The 19,812-nt window shown below is 65.2% G+C and carries 17 protein-coding genes; 7 read left to right on the forward strand and 10 right to left on the reverse strand.

Translation table 11 applies throughout. The features are described from left to right. Positions 1–142: 142 nt before the first annotated feature. On the reverse strand, positions 143–562 hold the full coding sequence (locus tag ACN9MB_RS02300) for a cupin domain-containing protein (RefSeq protein ID WP_204636827.1): 420 nt from the start codon (positions 560–562) through the stop codon (positions 143–145). Between the two features lie 134 nt (positions 563–696). Between ACN9MB_RS02300 and ACN9MB_RS02305 the strand changes: the two genes are divergently transcribed. Further along, positions 697–1,779 carry an oxidoreductase gene (locus tag ACN9MB_RS02305; RefSeq protein WP_426270645.1) on the forward strand — a complete coding sequence of 361 codons (1,083 nt, stop codon included), beginning with the start codon at positions 697–699 and terminating at the stop codon, positions 1,777–1,779. A gap of 215 nt (positions 1,780–1,994) precedes the next feature. Here ACN9MB_RS02305 and ACN9MB_RS02310 read toward each other — a convergent pair whose 3' ends face one another. Further along, positions 1,995–2,990, reverse strand: coding sequence for an aldo/keto reductase (locus tag ACN9MB_RS02310; protein ID WP_204636825.1), 996 nt, complete (start codon positions 2,988–2,990; stop codon positions 1,995–1,997). A gap of 115 nt (positions 2,991–3,105) precedes the next feature. Between ACN9MB_RS02310 and ACN9MB_RS02315 the strand changes: the two genes are divergently transcribed. Beyond that, positions 3,106–4,005, forward strand: a complete 900-nt coding sequence (locus ACN9MB_RS02315) for a LysR family transcriptional regulator (RefSeq protein WP_204636824.1) — start codon at positions 3,106–3,108, stop codon at positions 4,003–4,005. A gap of 3 nt (positions 4,006–4,008) precedes the next feature. Here ACN9MB_RS02315 and ACN9MB_RS02320 read toward each other — a convergent pair whose 3' ends face one another. After that, positions 4,009–4,770 carry a hypothetical protein gene (locus tag ACN9MB_RS02320; RefSeq protein ID WP_204636823.1) on the reverse strand — a complete coding sequence of 254 codons (762 nt, stop codon included), beginning with the start codon at positions 4,768–4,770 and terminating at the stop codon, positions 4,009–4,011. 167 nt (positions 4,771–4,937) lie between these two features. Here ACN9MB_RS02320 and ACN9MB_RS02325 point away from each other — a divergent pair, with 167 nt between their 5' ends. The 3 genes from ACN9MB_RS02325 (at position 4,938) to ACN9MB_RS02335 (ending at position 9,091) form a co-directional block, all read left to right on the forward strand. Further along, entirely contained in the window at positions 4,938–6,056 is a 1,119-nt protein-coding gene (locus ACN9MB_RS02325) for an FAD-dependent oxidoreductase (protein ID WP_426271873.1), read from the forward strand. Positions 6,057–6,180: 124 nt separating this feature from the next. Further along, positions 6,181–6,549: a hypothetical protein gene (locus ACN9MB_RS02330; RefSeq protein ID WP_204636821.1), complete on the forward strand. Its 369-nt coding sequence runs from the start codon at positions 6,181–6,183 to the stop codon at positions 6,547–6,549. A gap of 205 nt (positions 6,550–6,754) precedes the next feature. After that, complete coding sequence (locus ACN9MB_RS02335; protein WP_426270646.1) at positions 6,755–9,091, forward strand: DPP IV N-terminal domain-containing protein; 2,337 nt, start codon at positions 6,755–6,757, stop codon at positions 9,089–9,091. 150 nt (positions 9,092–9,241) lie between these two features. Here the strand turns inward: ACN9MB_RS02335 and ACN9MB_RS02340 are convergent, their stop codons facing one another. From ACN9MB_RS02340 to ACN9MB_RS02355, 4 genes are all read right to left on the reverse strand, one after another. Further along, positions 9,242–10,453 (reverse strand): ABC transporter permease, encoded by a 1,212-nt coding sequence (locus tag ACN9MB_RS02340; protein WP_426270647.1) that lies wholly within the window; start codon positions 10,451–10,453, stop codon positions 9,242–9,244. A gap of 8 nt (positions 10,454–10,461) precedes the next feature. Then, positions 10,462–11,757, reverse strand: a complete 1,296-nt coding sequence (locus ACN9MB_RS02345; RefSeq protein WP_426270648.1) for an ABC transporter permease — start codon at positions 11,755–11,757, stop codon at positions 10,462–10,464. Positions 11,758–11,894: 137 nt separating this feature from the next. Continuing rightward, positions 11,895–13,880: a M56 family metallopeptidase gene (locus ACN9MB_RS02350; RefSeq protein WP_426270649.1), complete on the reverse strand. Its 1,986-nt coding sequence runs from the start codon at positions 13,878–13,880 to the stop codon at positions 11,895–11,897. Position 13,881: 1 nt separating this feature from the next. Next, positions 13,882–14,268, reverse strand: a complete 387-nt coding sequence (locus tag ACN9MB_RS02355; RefSeq protein ID WP_204636816.1) for a BlaI/MecI/CopY family transcriptional regulator — start codon at positions 14,266–14,268, stop codon at positions 13,882–13,884. 349 nt (positions 14,269–14,617) lie between these two features. Here ACN9MB_RS02355 and ACN9MB_RS02360 point away from each other — a divergent pair, with 349 nt between their 5' ends. After that, the gene (locus ACN9MB_RS02360) at positions 14,618–14,815 is read left to right on the forward strand and encodes a hypothetical protein (RefSeq protein ID WP_204636815.1); all 198 of its coding nucleotides are present in this window, start codon (positions 14,618–14,620) and stop codon (positions 14,813–14,815) included. Positions 14,816–14,820: 5 nt separating this feature from the next. Next, a complete protein-coding gene (locus tag ACN9MB_RS02365) occupies positions 14,821–15,687 on the forward strand; it encodes an SPFH domain-containing protein (protein WP_426270650.1) in 867 nt (288 codons plus the stop codon). 243 nt (positions 15,688–15,930) lie between these two features. Here ACN9MB_RS02365 and ACN9MB_RS02370 read toward each other — a convergent pair whose 3' ends face one another. The 3 genes from ACN9MB_RS02370 to ACN9MB_RS02380 are packed head-to-tail and all read right to left on the reverse strand — an operon-like array spanning position 15,931 to position 19,684. Further along, entirely contained in the window at positions 15,931–16,935 is a 1,005-nt protein-coding gene (locus ACN9MB_RS02370; protein WP_046972461.1) for a ribonucleotide-diphosphate reductase subunit beta, read from the reverse strand. Positions 16,936–16,957: 22 nt separating this feature from the next. After that, complete coding sequence (locus ACN9MB_RS02375) at positions 16,958–17,185, reverse strand: hypothetical protein (protein WP_426270651.1); 228 nt, start codon at positions 17,183–17,185, stop codon at positions 16,958–16,960. Between the two features lie 12 nt (positions 17,186–17,197). Next, positions 17,198–19,684, reverse strand: coding sequence for a ribonucleoside-diphosphate reductase subunit alpha (locus tag ACN9MB_RS02380; protein ID WP_426270652.1), 2,487 nt, complete (start codon positions 19,682–19,684; stop codon positions 17,198–17,200). Positions 19,685–19,812 lie beyond the last annotated feature (128 nt).

Below are 19,812 nucleotides of genomic sequence, written 5' to 3' on the forward strand. Positions count from 1 at the left end.
TCAGTAGCACTGCGCCGGTGACTTGTTCGTGAAGTCGCGCAAGATCATTCGCTGCATTCGCGGGTGATCTGCGGTGCGTAAACGATTGGCGTGTGGTCCAAGTGCTCAGTTCACGATATCGCTCTTGCTCGCACGCAACCGGCTACTTCACCGGCTCGCCGAGCGGCTTGCCCTTGTCCACGATCCATGTCGACAGCGCCACGCCACCGTCGCTGCCCGGCGCCGCAGCGAGGCTGTGCACCGCGCCGCGCGGATTGAAGAAGTGATCGCCCGCCTTCAACACCTGGTCGGGTTTGCCGCGCGTCTTGAGCACGAGATTGCCCTTCAGCACATAACCCGATTCATCGCCGTTGTGCACGTGCCAACCCACCGCGCCACCCGCGGGAACGTCGGCGGTACCGAGCACGATCTCCGTGCCCGGCACGCCGCTTTGTTCGTGCTGGTCGAGGATGGTGCGCTTGGCCTGCGGTGCATTGGCGGCGGGTGCATCCTGTGCGGCGATGGGGCTGCTCGCACCAGCCGCCGCAAGCAGGGCGGCGATCAACACGGGACGGAGTGACATGTCGGCATCCTCGGCGCTGGCGGAAAGGCACCGCATGGTGCGCGCGAAAACGTTATCGCCATGCGAAGCCGTTTCCGACGGGCCGTCGACGGGCGTGGCCTATCATGGAGACCTGTCATCCACCCGAGTTGCCCATGACTGATGTTTCCGCTCCGTTGCGCGTGGCGCTGATTGGCTACGGTTTCGCCGGCAAGACGTTCCATGCGCCGTTGATCCGCAGCGTGCAGGGTCTTGCGTTGGGCACGGTGGTGTCGCGCGACGCCGGCAAGGTGCATGCCGATCTGCCCGACGTGGATGTGCGGGGCCGGGCCGAGGAGGTCTTTGCCGATCCCCGCTTGGATGTGGTGGTGATCGCTTCGCCGAACGACACGCATGCCCCGCTGGCGCGCGCCGCGCTGGAAGCAGGCAAGCACGTGGTGGTGGACAAGCCGTTTGCACTCGATCTTGCGCAAGCGCGCGAACTGGCCGCGGTCGCCGCACGGCAGCAGCGCGTGTTGTCGGTGTTCCAGAACCGCCGTTGGGACAGCGATTTCCTCGGCGTCCGGCAGCTCATGTCGCTGGGCTCACTGGGCCAGGTGACCCACTTCGAGTCGCATATCGACCGCTTCCGTCCGCAGGTGCGCGCGCGCTGGCGCGAGCAGGCGGGTGCGGGCAGCGGCCTGTGGTACGACCTGGGTCCGCACCTGGTGGACCAGGCCTTGTGCCTGTTCGGTCTGCCCGAGCGCGTGTGGGGCAGCCTGGCCACGCAGCGCGAAGGAGGCGAGGCCACCGACTGGGCGCATGTGGTGCTCGAATATGGCGCGCGCCGCGTGATCCTGCATGCCGGCATGCTGGTGGCCGGCGGCAGCGCGCGCTTCACCGTGCACGGCACGCAGGCCAGCCTGGTCAAGCGACACATCGATCAGCAGGAAGCGCAGCTGATTGCCGGCACGCGTCCCGGCGATGCTGACTGGGGCGTCGATCCCGATGAGTTGCTGCTGTACGACGGCAACGGCCAGGTCACCCAGCTCACTGCACCCCGCGGCGACCAGAGCCGTTACTACGCGGCCTTTCGCGATGCGGTGCTGGGACGAGGCGCCAATCCCGTCACGCCGCAACAGGCGATCACGGTGATGGCGGTGATCGAGGCAGCCATCGCTTCGGCGGCCGACGGACGGGCGGTGTCGCTGGCATTGGATGCCGACGAACGCCTGGCGTGGCAGTCGGCGTCGAACTGAGCGCGGCGGGCCACGGCGGGCGCAAAAAAAAGGCCCCCTTTCGGGGGCCTCCTGGACCAGTTCTAGGGGGGCGACTGGTCCGGGGTCGTCGTAGTTCGTGGAAACTCCGACATGGCTAGATTGCCTCAGGCCTCCGAAAACTGAAGTAGGCCAACTCCTACACATGCAGTCAGGATGTGGATCGCCAACTGTCAGGCACCGGGCCAGGGCCTGGCTCAGCGATTCACCATCTGCATCATCGGCCCCGCGTAACGCTCGCCGGCGGCGACATCGGGCGGGAACACCGCATCGATGGCTTTCAGTTCTTCCGCGCTGAGCGAGATGTCGAGGGCGCCCAGGTTCTCGTCCAGGCGCGTGCGCTTGGTGGTGCCGGGGATGGCGAACACGTCCTTGCCCTGCGCCAGCACCCAGGCCAGCGCCAGCTGTGCGGGCGTGCAGCCCTTCTCGGCGGCGATCGCGTTGACCTTGTCCACCAGCTCCAGGTTGCGGAAGAAATTCTCGCCCTGGAAGCGCGGGCTCTGGCGACGGTAATCGTCGGCGTCGAAATCTTCCGGGCTGCGGAAGGCGCCGGTGAGGAAGCCACGACCCAGCGGTGAATACGCCACGATGCTGGTACCCGTCCTGGCGCAGGACGTCACCATGCCGTTCTCCTGCGGATCGCGCGTCCACAGCGAGAACTCCACCTGCAGCGCCGCGATCGGATGCACCTTGGCAGCGCGCTCCAGGGTGGCGCCGGAGGCTTCGGAAAGACCCAGGTAGCGCACCTTGCCCGCCTTCACCAGCTCGGCCATGGCGCCTACGGTTTCCTCGATCGGCACGTTGGTGTCCACGCGATGCTGGTAATACAGGTCGATGTACTCGACGCCCAGCCGCTTGAGGCTGGCGTCGCAGGCGGCGCGCACGTACTCGGGGCTGCCGCTGATGCCGCGCTTGGCCGGGTCGTTCGGGTCACGCACGATGCCGAACTTGGTGGCCAGGAAGGCCTGCTCGCGGCGATCGCGGAGGGCCTTGCCGACCAGCACTTCATTGGTGTGCGGGCCGTAGACGTCGGCGGTGTCGAGGAAATTGAAGCCGCGCTCCAGCGCGTGGTGGATGGTGGCGATGGATTCGGCATCGTTCCCGTGGGTGCCGTAGAACTCGCTCATGCCCATGCAGCCGAGGCCGAGGGCGGAGACGGAGGGGCCATTCTTGCCGAGCTGTCGCATGTGCATGGGCGTTCCTTGGGTCAGGGGAGGGTGGGAAAGCTGACCAGGCATTCTTGGCCATGACGGTCTTGCGATAAATGCACAATAATCGCCAGGTCTGTTGTCGAAATGGCCAACAATCATGGATCGCCTCCAAGCCATGCGGGTGTTCACGCGCATCGTCGAACTGGGCAGCTTCACGCGGGCTGCCGACGACCTCAGCCTGCCGCGCGCCACGCTCACCCACACCATCAAGCGGCTGGAGGAGCGGGTGGGCGCGCACCTGCTCCAGCGCACCACGCGCCGCGTGCGTCCCACCCGCGACGGCGAGGTGTATTACAACCATTGCGTGCGCCTGCTGGCGGACCTCGACGCGGTGGAGGCGGATTTCCGCGAAGCCGCCGTGGTGCCCAAGGGGCGTCTGCGCATCGACCTGGCCTCGTCGCTGGCACGCAAGGTGGTGATTCCGGCGCTGCCGGCCTTCCTTGCGCGCTATCCGCAGATCGAACTGGACATCGGCACCAGCGACCGCTTCATCGACCTGGTGCAGGAAGGCGTGGACTGCGTGCTGCGCGGCGGCGACCTGCCCGACTCCATGATGGTGGGGCGGCGCGTGGCCACGCTGTCGCAGGCCACCGTGGCCAGCCTCGCCTATGTGCAGCGCCATGGCCTGCCGCAGACCCTGGCCGACCTGAAGGACGGACACGTCGCCGTGAACTGGACCTCGCCCACCACGCGCCGCGCCTCGCCGCTGGAGTTCATGGTGGGCAAGCGCATGCGCGAAGTGCCGCTGCCGGCGCCGGTGTCGGTGAGCGGCACCGAGGCGTATATGGCCTGTTGCGAGGCCGGGCTGGGCATTGCGCAGTTCCCGCGCTATCGGGTGCAGGAACAACTGGCGCGCGGCAGCCTGGTCGAATTGCTTCCCGCCACGCCGCCGCCGGCGTTTCCGATCAGCGTGGTGTACCAGTCGCAGCGGCAACTGCCGCTGCGGCTGCGCGTGTTCATCGACTGGATCGTCGAGCTGATGGACGGCGTGCGCTGAGCGCTACTGGCCCATCTGGCTGATCGCCTCGCGCATCGGCTCCACCGACACGCGCAACACGCCGGTGAGCGGCGTATCCATTTCAAGGATCACGAAGATCGCGCCCGAAGCGGACAATGCGCACACCAGGAAAAAGAACAGCACCGTGTGATTGCGCGGCGCGAACAAGCCGAAGGTGCCGAAGATCACGCACAGCCATGCCGCCAGCACCAGCAACAGCGTCATCGGGATGCTGCCGTTCTTCTGCATCAGCGCCAGCCAGCGGGCGGTGAACACGTCGTCGGAAATATCGAGCGCACGCTCCTGCAACTGTTTTTGTGCCGGCGTAGTGGGCGTCAGTGCTGCGATGCGGCGCTGGAACTCGCTGAGATGGCTGAGGATCTGCGGACTGTCGAGCTGGGCAATCCATTTGCGGTCGCCGGAGGCCAGCCGATCCACCCAGTTGCTGTAACTGCGCTTGAGCACGTCGCGCAATGGTTTCGCCTCGGGTCCGTACTGACCCAGCGCACGGTCGAGACGCAGGATATTCACGGCGTTGCGTTGCAGATCGCCGTTCACCGAGTCGTAAGCGGTCTTGGCCGAGGAGATCAGCAAGCCGAGCACCAGCGCAGCGATGGTGGCGATCAGGCCGGCGGCCAGTTTGATGGAGGAAGAGGAGTCATCATCCAGATGATGATCGGGCAGGCGCGTGCGCGCATACATGCCCAGCAGCGCACAACCGAACACGCCGGCGAAAATCAGCAGGAAGATCAGCAAGTGGGCCATGGCTTGCTCCTCCGAAGGATTCGCGGCGCAGTATGACGTGCCGCGCACGCCGCGCCATAGTGCTGAGCGAATGCCGGATGGACTGGCGCGCAGGCTCTTGACGCGGACACCACGCTGCCTGGCGGCAAACTCAGGGAATTAGCCTGGGGAGGGCCGCCGTGGCATCGATGCAACCCGACGTACTCGTAGTGGGCGCCGGCCCAACCGGACTGGCCGCCGCCTTGATGCTCGCGCATCGGCGCGTCGCGGTACGCATCATCGATACGGCCGAGGCGCCGTCCACCACATCGAAAGCGCTGGCGGTGAACAGCCGCACGCTGGAGGTCTTGCAGGGCACCGGCGTCGCCGAACAGATCGTGGCCGAAGGCTGGCCCGTGCATGGCGCGACCTTGCACGAGGGCGGCCACGACGTGCTGGCGTTCGACCTGCCGCGCGCGACGGGTGCACATGCCGCCATGACCGTGCTGCCGCAGGCGCGCACCGAAGCGCTGCTCACCAAGGCGTTGGCCGCGCGGGGCGTCACGGTGGAGCGCGGCGTGACGTTCCAGTCGCTCGCGCAGGACCTTGCCGAAGTGAAGGCAACGCTGGCGCATGCCGACGGCCGCAGCGAACAGGTCACCAGCCGCCTGCTGCTGGGCGCCGACGGTGCACGCAGCGCCACGCGCGCTGCCCTGGCATTGGACTTCGAGGGCAGCAGCCTGCCAGAACCCTGGCAACTGTGGGACATCGCCATGGCCTGCTCGCTGGATGCCTATCGCGCGCACATCCTGTTCGAACCCGACGGTTTCATCTTCGTGCTGCGTCTTGCCGGCGACTGCTGGCGGGTGATCGGCAATACCCGCGATCCGTTGGCGACCTTGCGCCGCTACGGCACGTTGGGTGCGGTGTCGTGGGAATCGCAGTTCCACATTGGCCACCGCGTCGCCGCGCGCACCGGCGTGGGGCGCGTGGCCCTGGCAGGCGATGCGGCGCATATCCATTCGCCGATCGGCGCGCGCGGCATGAACCTGGGGATCGAAGATGCCTACGTCTATGCTGCCTGTGCCGCCGATGCGCTGGCCGGCGACATGGGCCGCATGAACGACTACGCCAGCTTGCGCCACGCCGTGCACAAGTCGGTGGTACGCCGCATCGGCGCTATCACGCGCATGGTGCACGGTCGACCGCTGTGGCTGCGCTGGATCCGCGACGAGGTAGTGCCGGTGATCGGCCATCTCTCGTTCGCGCGCAACCTGATGATGCGCACGGCCGGCGGCCTCGATCATCCGCTGAAAACGCGTCCTTAAGTTCATCGCGGCACCGCCGATAACCGGCTATACGCGTCAACCGTCCAGGGCGATGGCGCGGTGTTCCGTCGTGGCGACCAGCGCCGCGGCGCAGTCATATCGTTCGATGGGATGTGTCAGCCGCATGAATGCACATAAGCCGCAAGCGAAGGGAAATCGCGTGGATTGGAGCGACCCGCGCCTGCAGGCGTTACTGCGTCGGTCCGAGAACTGGAAGCTCGACAACCGCGGCACCTACACCCCCAAGGACGTGCAGATCCACCTGGGTTGGGGCGCCAATACCGGACGCCCGGCCATCCTGGTGTGGGAACGCGACCAGGTCATGATGCTGGAGACCCGCTACGCGATCGCCCTGGGCGAACAGGTACGGGTGGATGAGCCGCAGGGCGAGAAGATGCGCACGGTGTGGGGCATCGTGGTGGAAGGACGCGAAGGGTTTCGCGCGGAGGACCGCGAGAACGGGGTCCATCTGCATTGGCTGCATCTGCGTTGAGTGCGCCACTTCTCCCTCTCCCCGCCGGGGAGAGGGTTGGGGTGAGGGGCCAATCTTGCCTCGGTCGTACCTGCTTGAGCGTTGCCGGTAAGAACTATCCGGCACTGTACCTATGGCAGTGTCCCTCCCCCCAAGTCGCACTAGAATGAACTTTTAGGCCGCCCGAACAGCTGCGGCCACATTCGTGATCGACGGGGGAGCAAGCATGGCAGTGAACACACGTAGCGCGTGCCTGATGGGCGCGGCGGCACTCATCGTTCTTTCCACCGGCGTCGCCGCAGAGGGACGTACGCTCACCAGCGATGACTACGCGCGTGCCGAGCGCTACGTGGGTTACAACGTCACCCCGCTGGTCGACCACGCGGTTCAGACGGTGACGTGGCTTGACGATGGACACTTCTGGTATCGCGATCACGACGCCTCCGGCGATCGTTTCATGCGCTTCGATGCCGGCACGGGCAAGGCCGAACCCGCGTTCGATCATGCGCGTCTCGCCACGGCGCTGGGCAAGGCGTCGGGCAAGACCACCAGCGCAGGCAAGTTGGGCATCACCACCTTCGCCACGGCAGCGGACGGTCGCCTCGACCTGAATCTGCATGGCAAGCACTACCTGTGCGACATGAAGGGCAACATCGTGTGCGTGGCGGGGCACGACGAAGCCGTCGATGGCATCGGCAACGAGCCGGGCGTGCTCTCGCCGGACAAGCGCAGCGAAGCGTTCGTGCGCAACTGGAATCTGTGGATTCGCGACGTCGCCACCGGCAAGGAAACCCAGCTCACCCTCGACGGCGTGGAGAACTACGGCTACGCCACCGACAACGCCGGCTGGAAGCACACCAACAAGGCCATCCTGGTGTGGTCGCCCGATTCCAAGCGCATCGCCACGTTCCAGCAGGATCAGCGCAAGACCGGCGACATGGTGATCGTGGGTACCAACGTGGGTCATCCGAAAGTCGAGAAGTGGAAGTATCCGCTGGTCGGCGACAAGGACGTGACCATGATCGAGCGCGTCATCGTCGATGTCGACGCGCGCAAGGTGCTGCGCCTGAAGATGGAGCCCGACCAGCATCGCTCCAGCTTGTGCGACGACATCAGCTGCGGCCGCGACGGCGGCTGGGACGACGTGCAGTGGGCGCCGGACGCCAGCTCGCTGGCCTTCGTTTCGTCCTCGCGCGACCACAAGCAGGCATGGTTCCGCGTGGCCGACATCCACAGTGGCGACGTGCGCACGGTGTTCAACGAAAGCGTGCCGACGTATTACGAAAGCGGCGCGGGCAAGGTCAACTGGCAGTACCTGCCGGCGAGCCACGAAGTGGTGTGGTTCAGCGAGCGCAACAACTGGGGCAACCTGTACCTGTACGACCTTGACAGCGGCAAGCTCAAGCACGCCATCACCACCGGCGAAGGCAACGTCACCGAGGTGCTCAAGCTCGATGCCGCCTCGCGCACGCTGTGGTTCCGCGGCGTGGGCCGCGAGCAGGGCGTCAATCCGTACTACCAGCAGTTCTACAAGGTGAGCCTGGATGGCGGCGCGCCGGTGCTGCTGGCGCCCGAGCCCGCTGACCACACGATCACCCTCTCACCGGATGGACGTCTGTTTGCCGACGCCTATTCGACGCCGACCACGCCATCCGTCACCGTGTTGCGCAGCGCGCAGGACGGCCATGTGGTGAACGCCATTGCCAAGGCCGACATCTCGCGCCTGCTGGCCTCCGGCTGGAAGGCGCCCGAGCCATTCACGGTCAAGGCTCGCGACGGCAAGACCGAGTTGTACGGCCTGATGTTCAAGCCCACCCATTTCGACCCGACGAAGAAGTATCCGGTCGTCGACTACGTCTATCCCGGCCCCCAGACCGGCTCGGTGGGTTCGCGCAGTTTCAATCCCGCACGCGCCGACCATCAGGCGCTGGCGGAGCTGGGTTTCATCGTGGTCGCCATCGATGGCATGGGCACGCCATGGCGCTCCAAGGCTTTCCATGATGCGTACTTCGGCAACATCGGCGACAACACCATGCCCGACCAGGTGGCCGGCCTGAAGGAACTGGGCAGGCGCTACGCCTGGATCGACATGGATCGCGTCGGCATCTGGGGCCATTCCGGCGGCGGCAACGCCACCGCGACGGCGATGTTCCGTTATGCGGATCTGTTCAAGGTCGGCATCGCCGAAAGCGGCAACCACGACAATCGCAACTACGAAGACGACTGGGCCGAAAAGTGGCAGGGCCTGCTGGTGACCGACAAGAACGGCAAGAGCAATTACGACGACCAGGCGAACCAGAACCACGTCGCCGGCCTCCAGGGCCACCTGCTGCTCGCCCACGGCACCATGGACGACAACGTCCCGCCGTACGAAACACTGCTGGTCGTCGACGCGCTGATCAAGGCCAACAAGGACTTCGACCTGCTGCTGATCCCCAACGCCCACCACGCCTACGGCGCCGCCGCCAACTACATGATGCGCAAACGCTGGGACTACTTCGTGCGCAACCTCGCCGGCGATACGCCGCCGAAGGAATATGAGATGAAACCGCCGAAGGAGTGAGGGGCGCCGGAGAGCCGGTACCACTGCAGCTCTATTGTGGGAGCGCCCTTGGGCGCGACGAGCCACGCTGGGTGTACCGCTCCGTCGGCTTGTCGCACCCAAGGGCGCTCCCACAAAAACTCCAGCCGGGTGCAATGACGAGGTGAAAATCTAACCCCTCGTCGCCACCACCGGCGGCACCCCGCTCGCGCGCAACGCCGGCCCCAGCACCGCCAGCTGCCCCAGCAAGCAAAGCGCCAACCCTCCCACCGGCACATACAACCAGGGCAGGCGCTGCAACGCGTAATGCTGCATCAACAGCATGTTCAACGCATAGGCCAGTATCACCCCGAGGACCGCGCCCGCGCCCACGATCACTCCATTCTCCGTCTGGAAATAACGCAGGATGTCCCGCCGCGTCGCCCCCACCGCGCGACGTATGCCGATGGAGCGGCGCCGCTGCTGCACCCAGAAACTCGCCAGTCCCGCGATGCCGGCCGCCGTCACCAGCAATAGCGAAAGCGCCGCCGACAGCAGCAGCGTGATCATCGTCCGGTCGCGGCGAAAATAGTCCTCGCGCATCTGCGTGAAACTCTGCGGACGCCGCAACACGCGATTGCTGTCGAGTCCGGCGAGCACCTTCTGCGCCTGCTTCAGCACCCTCTCGCGATCCTGCGGCGCCGTGCGCATCACATACGTCACGTCGGCCGTGTCGGGCAGCATGGGGAACAGCGTGGAGTAGTCGCTTCCCTCGGACTCGTCCAGCGTGGGGCGCAACAGGTGATCCACCACGCCGACAATGCGTACCGGGCCGTCGCCGGGATAGATCACCTTGCCCAGCGGTTCCTGTCCCGGAAACAGCTTGGCGGCCAGCGCGCGGGTGACGATGGTGGACGGCACATGGTTGATGCCCGACCAGTCGTGCGCGGCATCCAACGGAATGTATTCCTCCGGCAGGAACAACCGGCCCGCCACCAGATGCATGCCGAGCACGTGCATCGCGTCCTGCGTCCCGTTGTAGGCCGTGGCGGTGGTGAGCGCGGGACCGTTGGGCACGAGCGCGATGCCATTGCTCCAGTTGTTGCCGCTGAAGGGCAGTGCATCCACCGCGGCTACCATGCTCACGCCGGGAATCGCGCGCAGGGTGGCCAGGTCGGCGTCGTGCCGGGCGAGCTGATTGGCGGTTTCGTCCACGCTGATGCTTTCGATCAGGGCCAGTTCGCTCTCCGCAACGCCGCTGGGCAAGCGCATCTGCGCCATGCGATGGCCGATGATGGAAGCCACGTTGCACACGATGGCGCAGGTGAGCGCCACCTGCAGCACCAACAGGCAGACGGTGAGTTTGTGGCGCGAGAGACTGGCGATCAACGGCGAATGCGACATGACAGGCCTCACTGCGTCTTCAATTGCAGGGCGGGAGGAATGCGGCACGCGCGCCATGCGGGCAGCAGCCCGGCGATGACGCTGGCCACGAGGGCGAGCACGAACGTACCGAACAACATGCTGGCGTCCATCTGCGCGAGTTGCGCGTAGCCGTCGGGTCGCTGGCGGACGCTCCACAACCCGAGGCAGGCGATGCCGAGTCCAAGCAGGCCGCCTGCCAGGCCGATCACGCACGACTCCACGCCCAACTGCAGAAAGATGTCCCAGCGCCGCGCACCCAGCGCGCGCCGCACGCTGATCTCGCCGCCGCGGCGCAGGAAGGTGGCCAGCAGCAGTCCCACTACGTTGATCATGCAGACGGCTAGAAAGCCCAGGGATAGCGACAGCTGCAGGCGCAAGTCGTCGGGAATCGCGTGTTGCCTAGTCAGCCAATCCATCAGGCCGAACAGGTGCGCATGAGCCGGTCGCGGCATGCGTCCATGCCCCTGCTGTTCGCGCCAATAGCTGCCCAGAAATTGCCGATAAGCCTCGGCCTTGGCGGTGCTGTCCAGCTGCACCCAGAACTGCAACCACACACAGTGCTCGCTGGTGCGGCCGCCGCTGTCCCAGCAGGACATGCGGCCGTTGAAGTCCAGGTTCAAATCCTGTGCGGTCTGCAGCGGCAGGAAGAACTGATCGGTCTTGCCGAACACTCGGCCGTTGAGCTGCGCGTAGAACTGCGGCTGCGGGCGCCAGTCGTCGAGCACGCCCACCACGCGGAAATCGGCGTTCTTCAGCCGCACGGTGCGTCCGATGCTGGGCGTATTGCCAAACAGCTTGCGGTTGAGTTCGCTGTTGAGCACCACGATGCGCGCGCGGCTTTCGTCGTCCCCGCTGCGCCAGCCGTGGCCGCTCGCGAACGGTACCTTGAACATGCCGAAGAAATCGGCGGTGACATAGCGGCCTGTTTCATAGAACGGCAACTCGCCGCTTTGCTGCGGCCGCACCGGCACCGCGCCGCCCGCCATCACGGCTTGCCGATCGGCCCGCTGCGCGTGCAACAGGTTCATGGCATCGGGCCAGGTGAAGTTGCCATCGGGCTCGGCCGATTCGCTGTGATCGCGTGCCAGCGGACGCGGATCGATCACCGGGGCGTACAGTTGATCGCTGCGCCCCGGCAGCGGGTCGCCCGACAGCACGTGGAAGATGGTGATCATCGTCATGCTGGCGCCGATGCCCAGCCCGATGACCAGCACCATCAGCGCCGCCAGCGCCTTGCTGCGGCGAAGACTGCTGATGGCGGTGGTCGCGTAATAGCCGAGCATGTCGCCTCCTTCTGCATGCGTGAATCGGGTGTGCGCGGCGCGCAGCAACCCGCCGCCCGGCGCGAGCCGGGCGTATGTGTTGGAAATCGATGAATCCCGGGCGGTAGCATCGCCTTGGGCGAGCCACCGCGTGCCGCTTAGCTGTCGCTCACTCGCTGCGCCGCGCCGTTGGCCAGTGCTTCGTCAATCAGCCGGCTCATCTGCTGTTCGGTTTGCGCAGAGACCTGTTCTTCGCGATGAGCGAGTGCTTCCTGTTGCTTGGCCAGTGCTTGCTCACGCTGCTCGAGCCCTTGCTGCTCATGCTCAAGCTCGCGGGTCTCGCGCTCGATCTCGGCGCGTTCGGCCTCAAAGCCGGCGCGGTCGGCTTCCCCTGCATTGGGCGTGCCCTGTTGTGCCTGGCGCTGTACCAGACTCGCTTCGCGCGAAGCGATGCGAGCCATGCGCGCGCCCAGTTCACCCTGGCGTGCACCAATGGAACCTTGCTCGCCGCTCAGGCGGCCTTGTTGGCCAGACAGCATGCCCTGCTGCTCGGAGAGATCGGTGAGCGGCGCGTAGACGGTCTTGGCGCGGGTGACGTAAGCCTGGTCACGGATCACGTACGACTCATTGCCTCGGCGGAACAGCACCAGCGGCGCCTTCTCATTGCGCATGCGCTTGGCCGCGGCGAGATCCTGCTCACCGCCGGTGACGATCACCGAGTCATGGTCGAGCAGGGCGAAGCCGTACTTGGCGTCGTTGTGCGTTTCGATGTCCACGTTGTGCGCCGAGAAACCGGAGGCAGACGATTCTGGCGGCGCAGGCGGTGCCGGCGGCGGCGGGGGAGGCGGCGGCGGTGGGGGCACCGGTGCCTTGGGCGCGGGCGGCGCCGGCGGTACGGGAGGAACGGGCGGTGGCGTCACGCTGCCGCGCGGCGAGGGTTTCGTGTGCGGCGTGGCGGGTGTCAGCGGCGTCGCCGGTGTCGGTGGCGTCGCTGGCGTGGCGGGTGTCGCCGGCGTGGGAGGAGTGGCGGGCACCGTCATGACGCTCGACGTGCTGGCCGGTGCGGCCGCGTTATCGCCCTTGGCCTCGGTTACGCGATACGGCAGCACGCCGATGGCGGCGACCAACGAAACCAGCAGCCAGCTGCGTACACGCGACGTGGTGTCCTGATCGCTCAGTTGAAGCATGGTCAGTCGCCTTTTCAAGTTGTGGAACGTCGGCGAGGCGCCAGCGAGACCCGCATGTAGCGGATGCGCCACGCCCAGGCGCAGCAGCAGGCGACCGTAGTCCTGCGGCGCAGCGTCGTGCTGGTGAACCACTTGCGCGTCGCACGCCGCTTCGCGGTTCAGCGCGTACTCGCGCATCGCCCACGACACCATCGGATGGAAGAAGAACAAGCGTTGGGCGATGGCGGGAATCCAGCCCATCCACAGGTCGCCGCGGCGCAGATGGGTGAGTTCGTGGGCCAGCGCCAGTGCGCTTTCGCCGGATGACAGATTCTGGTCCGCGGGCAGCAGCACCACCGGACGCCATAGACCGCTTACCTGCGGCGAGCGGATTGCATCGGAAACGCGCAGCGACGGACAACGGCGCAGGCCCATCGCCTGTGCTTGCTCGGCGCATAACGTCTGCAACGCCGCATCGTCGAGCGGTCGCGATGCGCGAACCACCTTGCGCGCTTCACGCCAATGACGCAGCGCCATGATCATCTGCACGATCACGCCGGCCAGCCACAACGCGAACACCGATGGCAGCCACGACGCCCATGCATGCGGTGTCGCCGATGAAGAAGAGCTGGACTGCACGATCACCGTCGAAGTGTCCTTGTCCGACTCCGGTGTGTACGAGCGCTGCCCGAAGCCGGCGATATGGTGCTCGCTCGGTGTCACCGTCGTGGTGGTGACCACCGTGGTTGCGGTGGCGTGGGAGGGCGACAGCAAGGGCAGCCCTACCGGTGTGGGCAGCAGCACGCCCAGCAGCAACTGCACGCCGAGCAGCCACCACAACAGCGAACGCGTGGCGGCGGATAGCCGCGGCAGATAGCGGTTGAGCAGCCACACGGCGCCCACCAGGAGCACGGCCTGCAGCGAGGTCCAGGCGAGGCGGGCGATCACTTCCTGCGCGAAAGAGGCAACGGCGCTCATCTCAGGTCTCCTTGCGGCGCGACTGCAGTTGATGCACGAGGGCTTCGAGCTCGGCCAGTTCGTTGTCGCTCACCTCCGCGCGTTCGGACATCCACGCGACGAACGGCGATACCGAACCGCTGAGGGTCTTCTCCACGAACTGGCCTACCGCGCTGCGCATCACTTCGCCGGGACCGGTGGCGGTGCTGTAGCGGTAGACGCCCTGCACCTGCTTGCGGCGCAGGTAAGCCTTGCCGCGCAGGCGGTCCATCATGGTCAGCACGGTTGAGCGCGCGAGTCCGCGCGGTTCGCCGAAGCCGCTGGCCACCTCGCCCACGGATGCGTTGTTGTGTTCGGCGAGATACTGCAGGAGCGCCAGCTCCTGATCGCCAATGGTTGGCTTGCCCATGTCCACGGTCCTGGTGACTACAACTGTAGTCAAGCTACCCCGTGACTACAACTGTAGTCAATAGGTCGATCGGGCGGGATATGCGTCAGTGCTGACTTGTTGCAACGCACCAAAATCGGAGTAGAGTGCGCCCCGTCCTCATCCCGCAGCGCGCCTGGAGTGCGCTTATATGAAGGCCCAAACGCTTCATTTGGTCGACCCATCCCGCCGGACACGGCGAGTCATCGCACCCACGGGTTAGCCGCACCTTTCGTCCCTCGTATGCCCGCTCGGCGACAGCCGGATCGGGCGCGTGCGAATGGACGTCCATACGGCATACGCCGACGAAACATTATCCACGGGGAAAATCATGAGAACGCTTGTCGATTGGCTGGCGCATCGGCTTTGGCCGTTCGTCTTTTGCTTGCTGTTGTACGTCGCGGTCATCGGGCCGGAACTGATCTCGGCCGCCAGCACGCTCGCCGTACTGGTGGGGCTGGCCCTGCTGGCCGTGCTGTTGGCGTGGGGCTATCTGCTGCTGCGCCGCGGTTTCACTCACAAGGAATGACCATCATGAAACGTGTAACGACGTTGTCGTTGTCGCTCTCCGCCCTGCTACTGGCCGCCTGCTCGAAGGTGCCGGCGGGCAATGTCGGCGTGAAGTTCCAGATGTACGGCGATGACAAGGGTTCGCTGCAGGAACTGCCGCCCGGCCGCTATTGGGTGGGCTGGGGCTACGAGATGTATACGTTCCCGACGTTCACGCAGACCTACACCTTCACGCGTTCCACCCTGGAAGGTCGTGCGGTGGACGAGTCGATTAGCTTCCAGACCGCGCAAGGCCTCACCGTGAACGCGGACGTGGGCATCACGTATCACATCGATCCGTCGAAAGTGACGCTGATCTTCCAGAAGTACCGCAAGGGCATCGACGAGATCACGGACGTGTACCTGCGCAACATGATCCGCGACGCGCTGGTCAAGGAATCGGCCAGCCTCGATATCGAGTCGGTCTACGGCAAAGGCAAAGCCAACCTGATCGAGTCGGTGCAGAAGGACGTGAGCGAAGAGGTTGCCGCGGTTGGCATCAACGTGGAGAAGATCTACTGGATCGGCGAATTGCGCCTGCCCGAAAACGTGGTGCAGTCGATCAACGCCAAGATCCAGGCGACGCAGATGGCCGAGCAACGCCAGAACGAGGTGGCGCAGGCACGGGCCGAAGCGGAGAAGGTGGAAGCCGAAGCACAGGGACGTGCCCAGGCGCAGATCACGATTGCCACGGCGGAGGCCAAGGCGATTGAGTTGAAAGGCAATGCGCTGCGCGAGAATCCCAACATCGTGCAGATGTCGGCGATCGAGAAGTGGGACGGGCATCTGCCCACTTACACCGGGAGTAGTGCGCTCCCGTTCGTGAGTCTGGGAAGTGTGCCGGGCAAGTAAGCTCTTGTTCCCTCTCCCCTCCGGGGAGAGGGATGGGGGGAGGGGCGGGTTCTCGCGGGAACGCTTGCGCTTTTCTGTAGGAGCGCACCCTGTGCGCGACAGCCACGCTGGGATGTACCGCTCCGTAGGAAGGTCGCGCACAGGGTGCGCTCCTACAGTAGATCGGTAGCTGCGGTTCAACGTTCCCGCGAGCGCCCTCCCTCACCCCTCAGGGCAGAGGGAGTAAGGGCGCGGCACGCTGAATCAAAACGCCATATCAAACGCCACATCACCCTGCACACCAACCTGATACGCCGACACGCGGCGTTCGAAGAAGTTGGTCACTTCCTGCACGTCCTGCAGATCCATGAAGTCGAACGGGTTCTTCGAGCCGTACTTCTTGGGCATATCCAACTGCACTAGGCGCTGGTCGGCGCAGTACTCAAGGTACTGGCGCATTTCCTTCGGCGAGAGGCCCGCCACGCCGCCGGACAGCACGTCCTCGGCGAACTGCGTTTCGCAGGCGATGGCTTCTTCCAGCATGGCTTCAACCTGCGCACGCATCTCTTCGTCGAACAGTTCGGGCTCTTCGGAGCGAACCGTGCGAACGACGTCGAATGCAAACGCCATATGGCCCGACTCGTCGCGGAACACCCAGTTGGTGCCCGAGGCCAAGCCATGCAGCAGGCCACGCGAGCGCAGGAAGTAGACGTAGGCGAACGCAGCGTAGAAGAACAGGCCTTCGATGCAAGCCGCGAAACAAATCAGGTTGAGCAGGAACTGGCGGCGATGTTCGCGCGTCTCCAGGCGCTGCAGGCCCTGGATGGAGTCGATCCACTTGAAGCAGAACTCGCCCTTCTGGCGGATCGACGGAATGTTCTCGATCGCGTCGAACGCCTTGTTGCGCTCGGTCGGGTCGGGAATATAGGTGTCGAGCAGCGTGAGGTAGAACTGCACATGCAGTGCTTCTTCGTACAGCTGGCGCGACAGATACATGCGCGCCTCGGGCGCATTGATGTGCTGGTACAGGTTCAGCACCAGGTTGTTCGACACGATGGTGTCGCCGGTGGCGAAGAACGCGACCAGGCGATGGATCAGATGACGATCCGCATCGGACATCTTGGATTTGAGGTCAGTCACGTCCAGCGAGAAATCCACTTCCTCCACCGTCCACGTGTTCTTGATCGCGTTGCGATACATCTCGTAGAACTCGGGGTAGCGCATCGGGCGCAGGGTGAGTTCAAAGCCTGGATCAAGAATGTTCGACATGGTGTTCCTCGGTGCGTGCTGCTCAATCCAGCTTGCGTGCATAGCGGTCGCGCACGAAGCGGCTGATATAGGTGGACAGGCCAAGGCCTGCCTCGGCGAGCGCCTGCATGTTCTTCACATGCAGGTGCCCGGGTGTTGCGTCGGTGTATTCGTAGAGTCCGTCCTTCACGAAACGAACTCGGATAAAGCCCTTGCCAGCTTCGTAGCCGGCGACCCCGGATTTGCCGCTGAGGTTCCGGTAGGGCTTCATCGTGGCGCCGTCTTACTGACACGCCTCGCAGTACTCCGGATTCTCCAGCGAGCAGAACACTGCTGCCGTCGCCTGTTCCTGCTCCTCGACCGGTGCGGGCTTCGCCACCGGTGCGGCCGAGACCGTGGTCTTGGTGATCTTGGTGGCCGGACGCGAGCGCAGGTAGTAGGTGGTCTTGATGCCCGACTTCCATGCGTACATGTACATGGAGCTGAGCTGGCCGATGTTCGGATTTTCCATGAACAGGTTCAGCGACTGGCTCTGGTCGATATACGCACCGCGAGCGGCACCCAGGTCGATCAAGGCCTTCTGCGGCAGCTCCCACACCGTGCGGTAGATCAGGCGCAGGCGTTCCGGAATGGCGGCGATGCCCTGGATCGAACCTTCCGCCAGCTTGATGGCGTCGCGGATCTCGCTGGTCCACAGGCCCAGCGTCTTCAGTTCTTCCACCAGGTAGCGGTTCACCACCAGGAAGTCGCCCGACAGCGTCTCGCGCTTGAACAGGTTGCTCACCTGCGGCTCGATGCACTCGTAGCAACCGGCGATCGAGGCGATGGTCGCGGTCGGCGCGATGGCGATCAGCAACGAATTGCGCAGGCCCTTGGCCTTGATCGACTCGCGCAGCGCATCCCAGCGTGCGACATCGTTCGGCTGTGCACTGGTCCAGTAGTCGAACTGCAGCTCGCCATTGGCCGCGCGTGTTTCCGCAAAGCCCGGGTGTGCGCCGTGCTCCATCGCCAGCTCATTCGACTGCGACAGCGCGTTGAAGTAGATCTCTTCCGCGATGCGCGTCGACAACGCCAGCGCTTCGGCCGAATCGAACGGCAGGCGCAGCTTGAAGAACACGTCCTGCAAGCCCATCACGCCCAGACCCACCGGGCGCCACTTGTTGTTGGCGACCTTGGCGGTGTCGATCGGGTAGAAGTTCAGGTCAATCACGCGATCGAGCTGACGCACGGCGGTACGCACCGTGCCGGCGAGCTTGTCGAAATCGAAGCGGCCGTCGACCACGTGGCGCGACAGGTTCACCGAGCCCAGGTTGCACACCGCCGTTTCGTCGGCGTTGGTCACTTCCAGGATTTCGGTGCACAGGTTCGACAGGTGGATGACGTTCTCCGCCTTGGCCGTCTGGTTGCTGGTGGCGTTGCTGCGATCCTTGAAGGTCATCCAGCCGTTGCCGGTCTGCGCCAGCGTGCGCAGCATGCGGGCATACAGCTCGCGCGCCTTCACCGTCTTCACGGCCAGGCCGGCGGCTTCGGCTTCGCGATACGCCTTTTCGAACGTCTCGCCCCAGCTGTCGACGAAGTGCGGCACCACCTTGGGATCGAACAGCGACCAGTCGCCATCGCTCTCCACGCGGCGCATGAATTCGTCGGGAATCCAGTTGGCCAGGTTGAGGTTGTGCGTGCGGCGCGCGTCGTCGCCGGTGTTGTCGCGCAGCTCGAGGAATTCCTCGATGTCGCCGTGCCACGGTTCCAGGTACACGCAGGCGGCGCCCTTGCGCTTGCCGCCCTGGTTCACCGCGGCGACGGAGGCGTCCAGCGTCTTCAGCCACGGCACCAGGCCATTGGAATGGCCGTTGGTGCCCTTGATCAGCGAGCCGCGCGAACGCACGCGCGAGTAGGCCAGGCCAATGCCGCCGGCGAACTTGCTGAGCTTGGCCACGTCGCCGTACTTCTCGTAGATCGACTCCAGCGAGTCGGCCGGCGAGTCGAGCAGGAAGCAGGAGCTGAGCTGTTCGTGCGCGGTGCCGGCGTTGAACAGCGTCGGCGAGCTGGCGATGTATTCCAGCGACGAGAGCAGGCGATACAGCTCCAGCGTCTCGCCGATCTCGTTGCCACCGAGCGCGCAGGCGATGCGCATGAAGAAATGCTGCGGCGTCTCGATCACCTTGCGCAGCTGCGGATGACGCAGCAGGTAGCGGTCGTACACCGTGCGCAGGCCGAAGTATTCGAAGCGGCGCGTGGCGAGCGGATCGATCGCGTCGTTGAGCTTGCGCGCATTGATCTGCACGAAGTCGCGCAGGCGCTCGTTGAGGATGCCCAGTTCCGCGCCGCGCGCGATGGATTGCGAGAAGCTCTGGATTTCCTGGCCGCTCACTTCCTTGTCAACGAAGGCGCCCAGCAGGCGCGCGGCGAGCTGGCCGTATTCGGGTTCTTCGGCGGTGAGCGCAGCGGCCGTGCGGATCGACAGCTGGTCCAGTTCCTGCGTGGTGGCGCCGTCATACAGGCCGCCGATGGTCTTGAGCGCCACGCGCATGGGGTCGACCCCGTGCAGGCCTTCGCTGCTGCGGGTGACGGCGCGCACGATCTTGTTCACGTCCACCACTTCCTGGCGGCCGCTGCGCTTGGTCACGCGCATCTGGCCGGGGTTGTGCGGCGGGGTCAGCGCAAACGGCGCGTCCGTGCGCGGCGCATCGGCCACGGCGGTGTCGGTGGAAAAAGCAGTGTCGGCACGATCGTCTGCACGTTCGCGCCCGGTGGTATCGATAGGTTGCATCGCGACTTCGCTCCAAGCTTGGTCATCAACCGCCTGCTCCCGCGCGCAGGGCTGAAAAAAGGTGAGGTTTTCGCGGACGGTCGAGCAGCAGGGCAGCCGCCCCGCGCATCGACGCGCTTCCCCGCGGA

Origin of the sequence: Dyella kyungheensis (assembly GCF_049913195.1) — a bacterium.
GTDB lineage: Bacteria > Pseudomonadota > Gammaproteobacteria > Xanthomonadales > Rhodanobacteraceae > Dyella > Dyella kyungheensis.

Bases quoted from the DNA above. Each gene is read 5' to 3' on its own strand.
- ACN9MB_RS02325 (WP_426271873.1), top strand. From the start codon at position 4,938: ATGCAACCCGACGTACTCGTAGTGGGCGCCGGCCCAACCGGACTGGCC.
- ACN9MB_RS02375 (WP_426270651.1), bottom strand. From the start codon at position 17,185: ATGAAGCCCTACCGGAACCTCAGCGGCAAATCCGGGGTCGCCGGCTAC.
- ACN9MB_RS02310 (WP_204636825.1), bottom strand. From the start codon at position 2,990: ATGCACATGCGACAGCTCGGCAAGAATGGCCCCTCCGTCTCCGCCCTC.
- ACN9MB_RS02320 (WP_204636823.1), bottom strand. From the start codon at position 4,770: ATGGCCCACTTGCTGATCTTCCTGCTGATTTTCGCCGGCGTGTTCGGT.
- ACN9MB_RS02370 (WP_046972461.1), bottom strand. From the start codon at position 16,935: ATGTCGAACATTCTTGATCCAGGCTTTGAACTCACCCTGCGCCCGATG.
- ACN9MB_RS02330 (WP_204636821.1), top strand. From the start codon at position 6,181: ATGAATGCACATAAGCCGCAAGCGAAGGGAAATCGCGTGGATTGGAGC.
- ACN9MB_RS02360 (WP_204636815.1), top strand. From the start codon at position 14,618: ATGAGAACGCTTGTCGATTGGCTGGCGCATCGGCTTTGGCCGTTCGTC.
- ACN9MB_RS02365 (WP_426270650.1), top strand. From the start codon at position 14,821: ATGAAACGTGTAACGACGTTGTCGTTGTCGCTCTCCGCCCTGCTACTG.
- ACN9MB_RS02350 (WP_426270649.1), bottom strand. From the start codon at position 13,880: ATGAGCGCCGTTGCCTCTTTCGCGCAGGAAGTGATCGCCCGCCTCGCC.
- ACN9MB_RS02315 (WP_204636824.1), top strand. From the start codon at position 3,106: ATGGATCGCCTCCAAGCCATGCGGGTGTTCACGCGCATCGTCGAACTG.
- ACN9MB_RS02345 (WP_426270648.1), bottom strand. From the start codon at position 11,757: ATGCTCGGCTATTACGCGACCACCGCCATCAGCAGTCTTCGCCGCAGC.
- ACN9MB_RS02335 (WP_426270646.1), top strand. From the start codon at position 6,755: ATGGCAGTGAACACACGTAGCGCGTGCCTGATGGGCGCGGCGGCACTC.
- ACN9MB_RS02300 (WP_204636827.1), bottom strand. From the start codon at position 562: ATGTCACTCCGTCCCGTGTTGATCGCCGCCCTGCTTGCGGCGGCTGGT.
- ACN9MB_RS02380 (WP_426270652.1), bottom strand. From the start codon at position 19,684: ATGCAACCTATCGATACCACCGGGCGCGAACGTGCAGACGATCGTGCC.
- ACN9MB_RS02340 (WP_426270647.1), bottom strand. From the start codon at position 10,453: ATGTCGCATTCGCCGTTGATCGCCAGTCTCTCGCGCCACAAACTCACC.
- ACN9MB_RS02355 (WP_204636816.1), bottom strand. From the start codon at position 14,268: ATGGGCAAGCCAACCATTGGCGATCAGGAGCTGGCGCTCCTGCAGTAT.
- ACN9MB_RS02305 (WP_426270645.1), top strand. From the start codon at position 697: ATGACTGATGTTTCCGCTCCGTTGCGCGTGGCGCTGATTGGCTACGGT.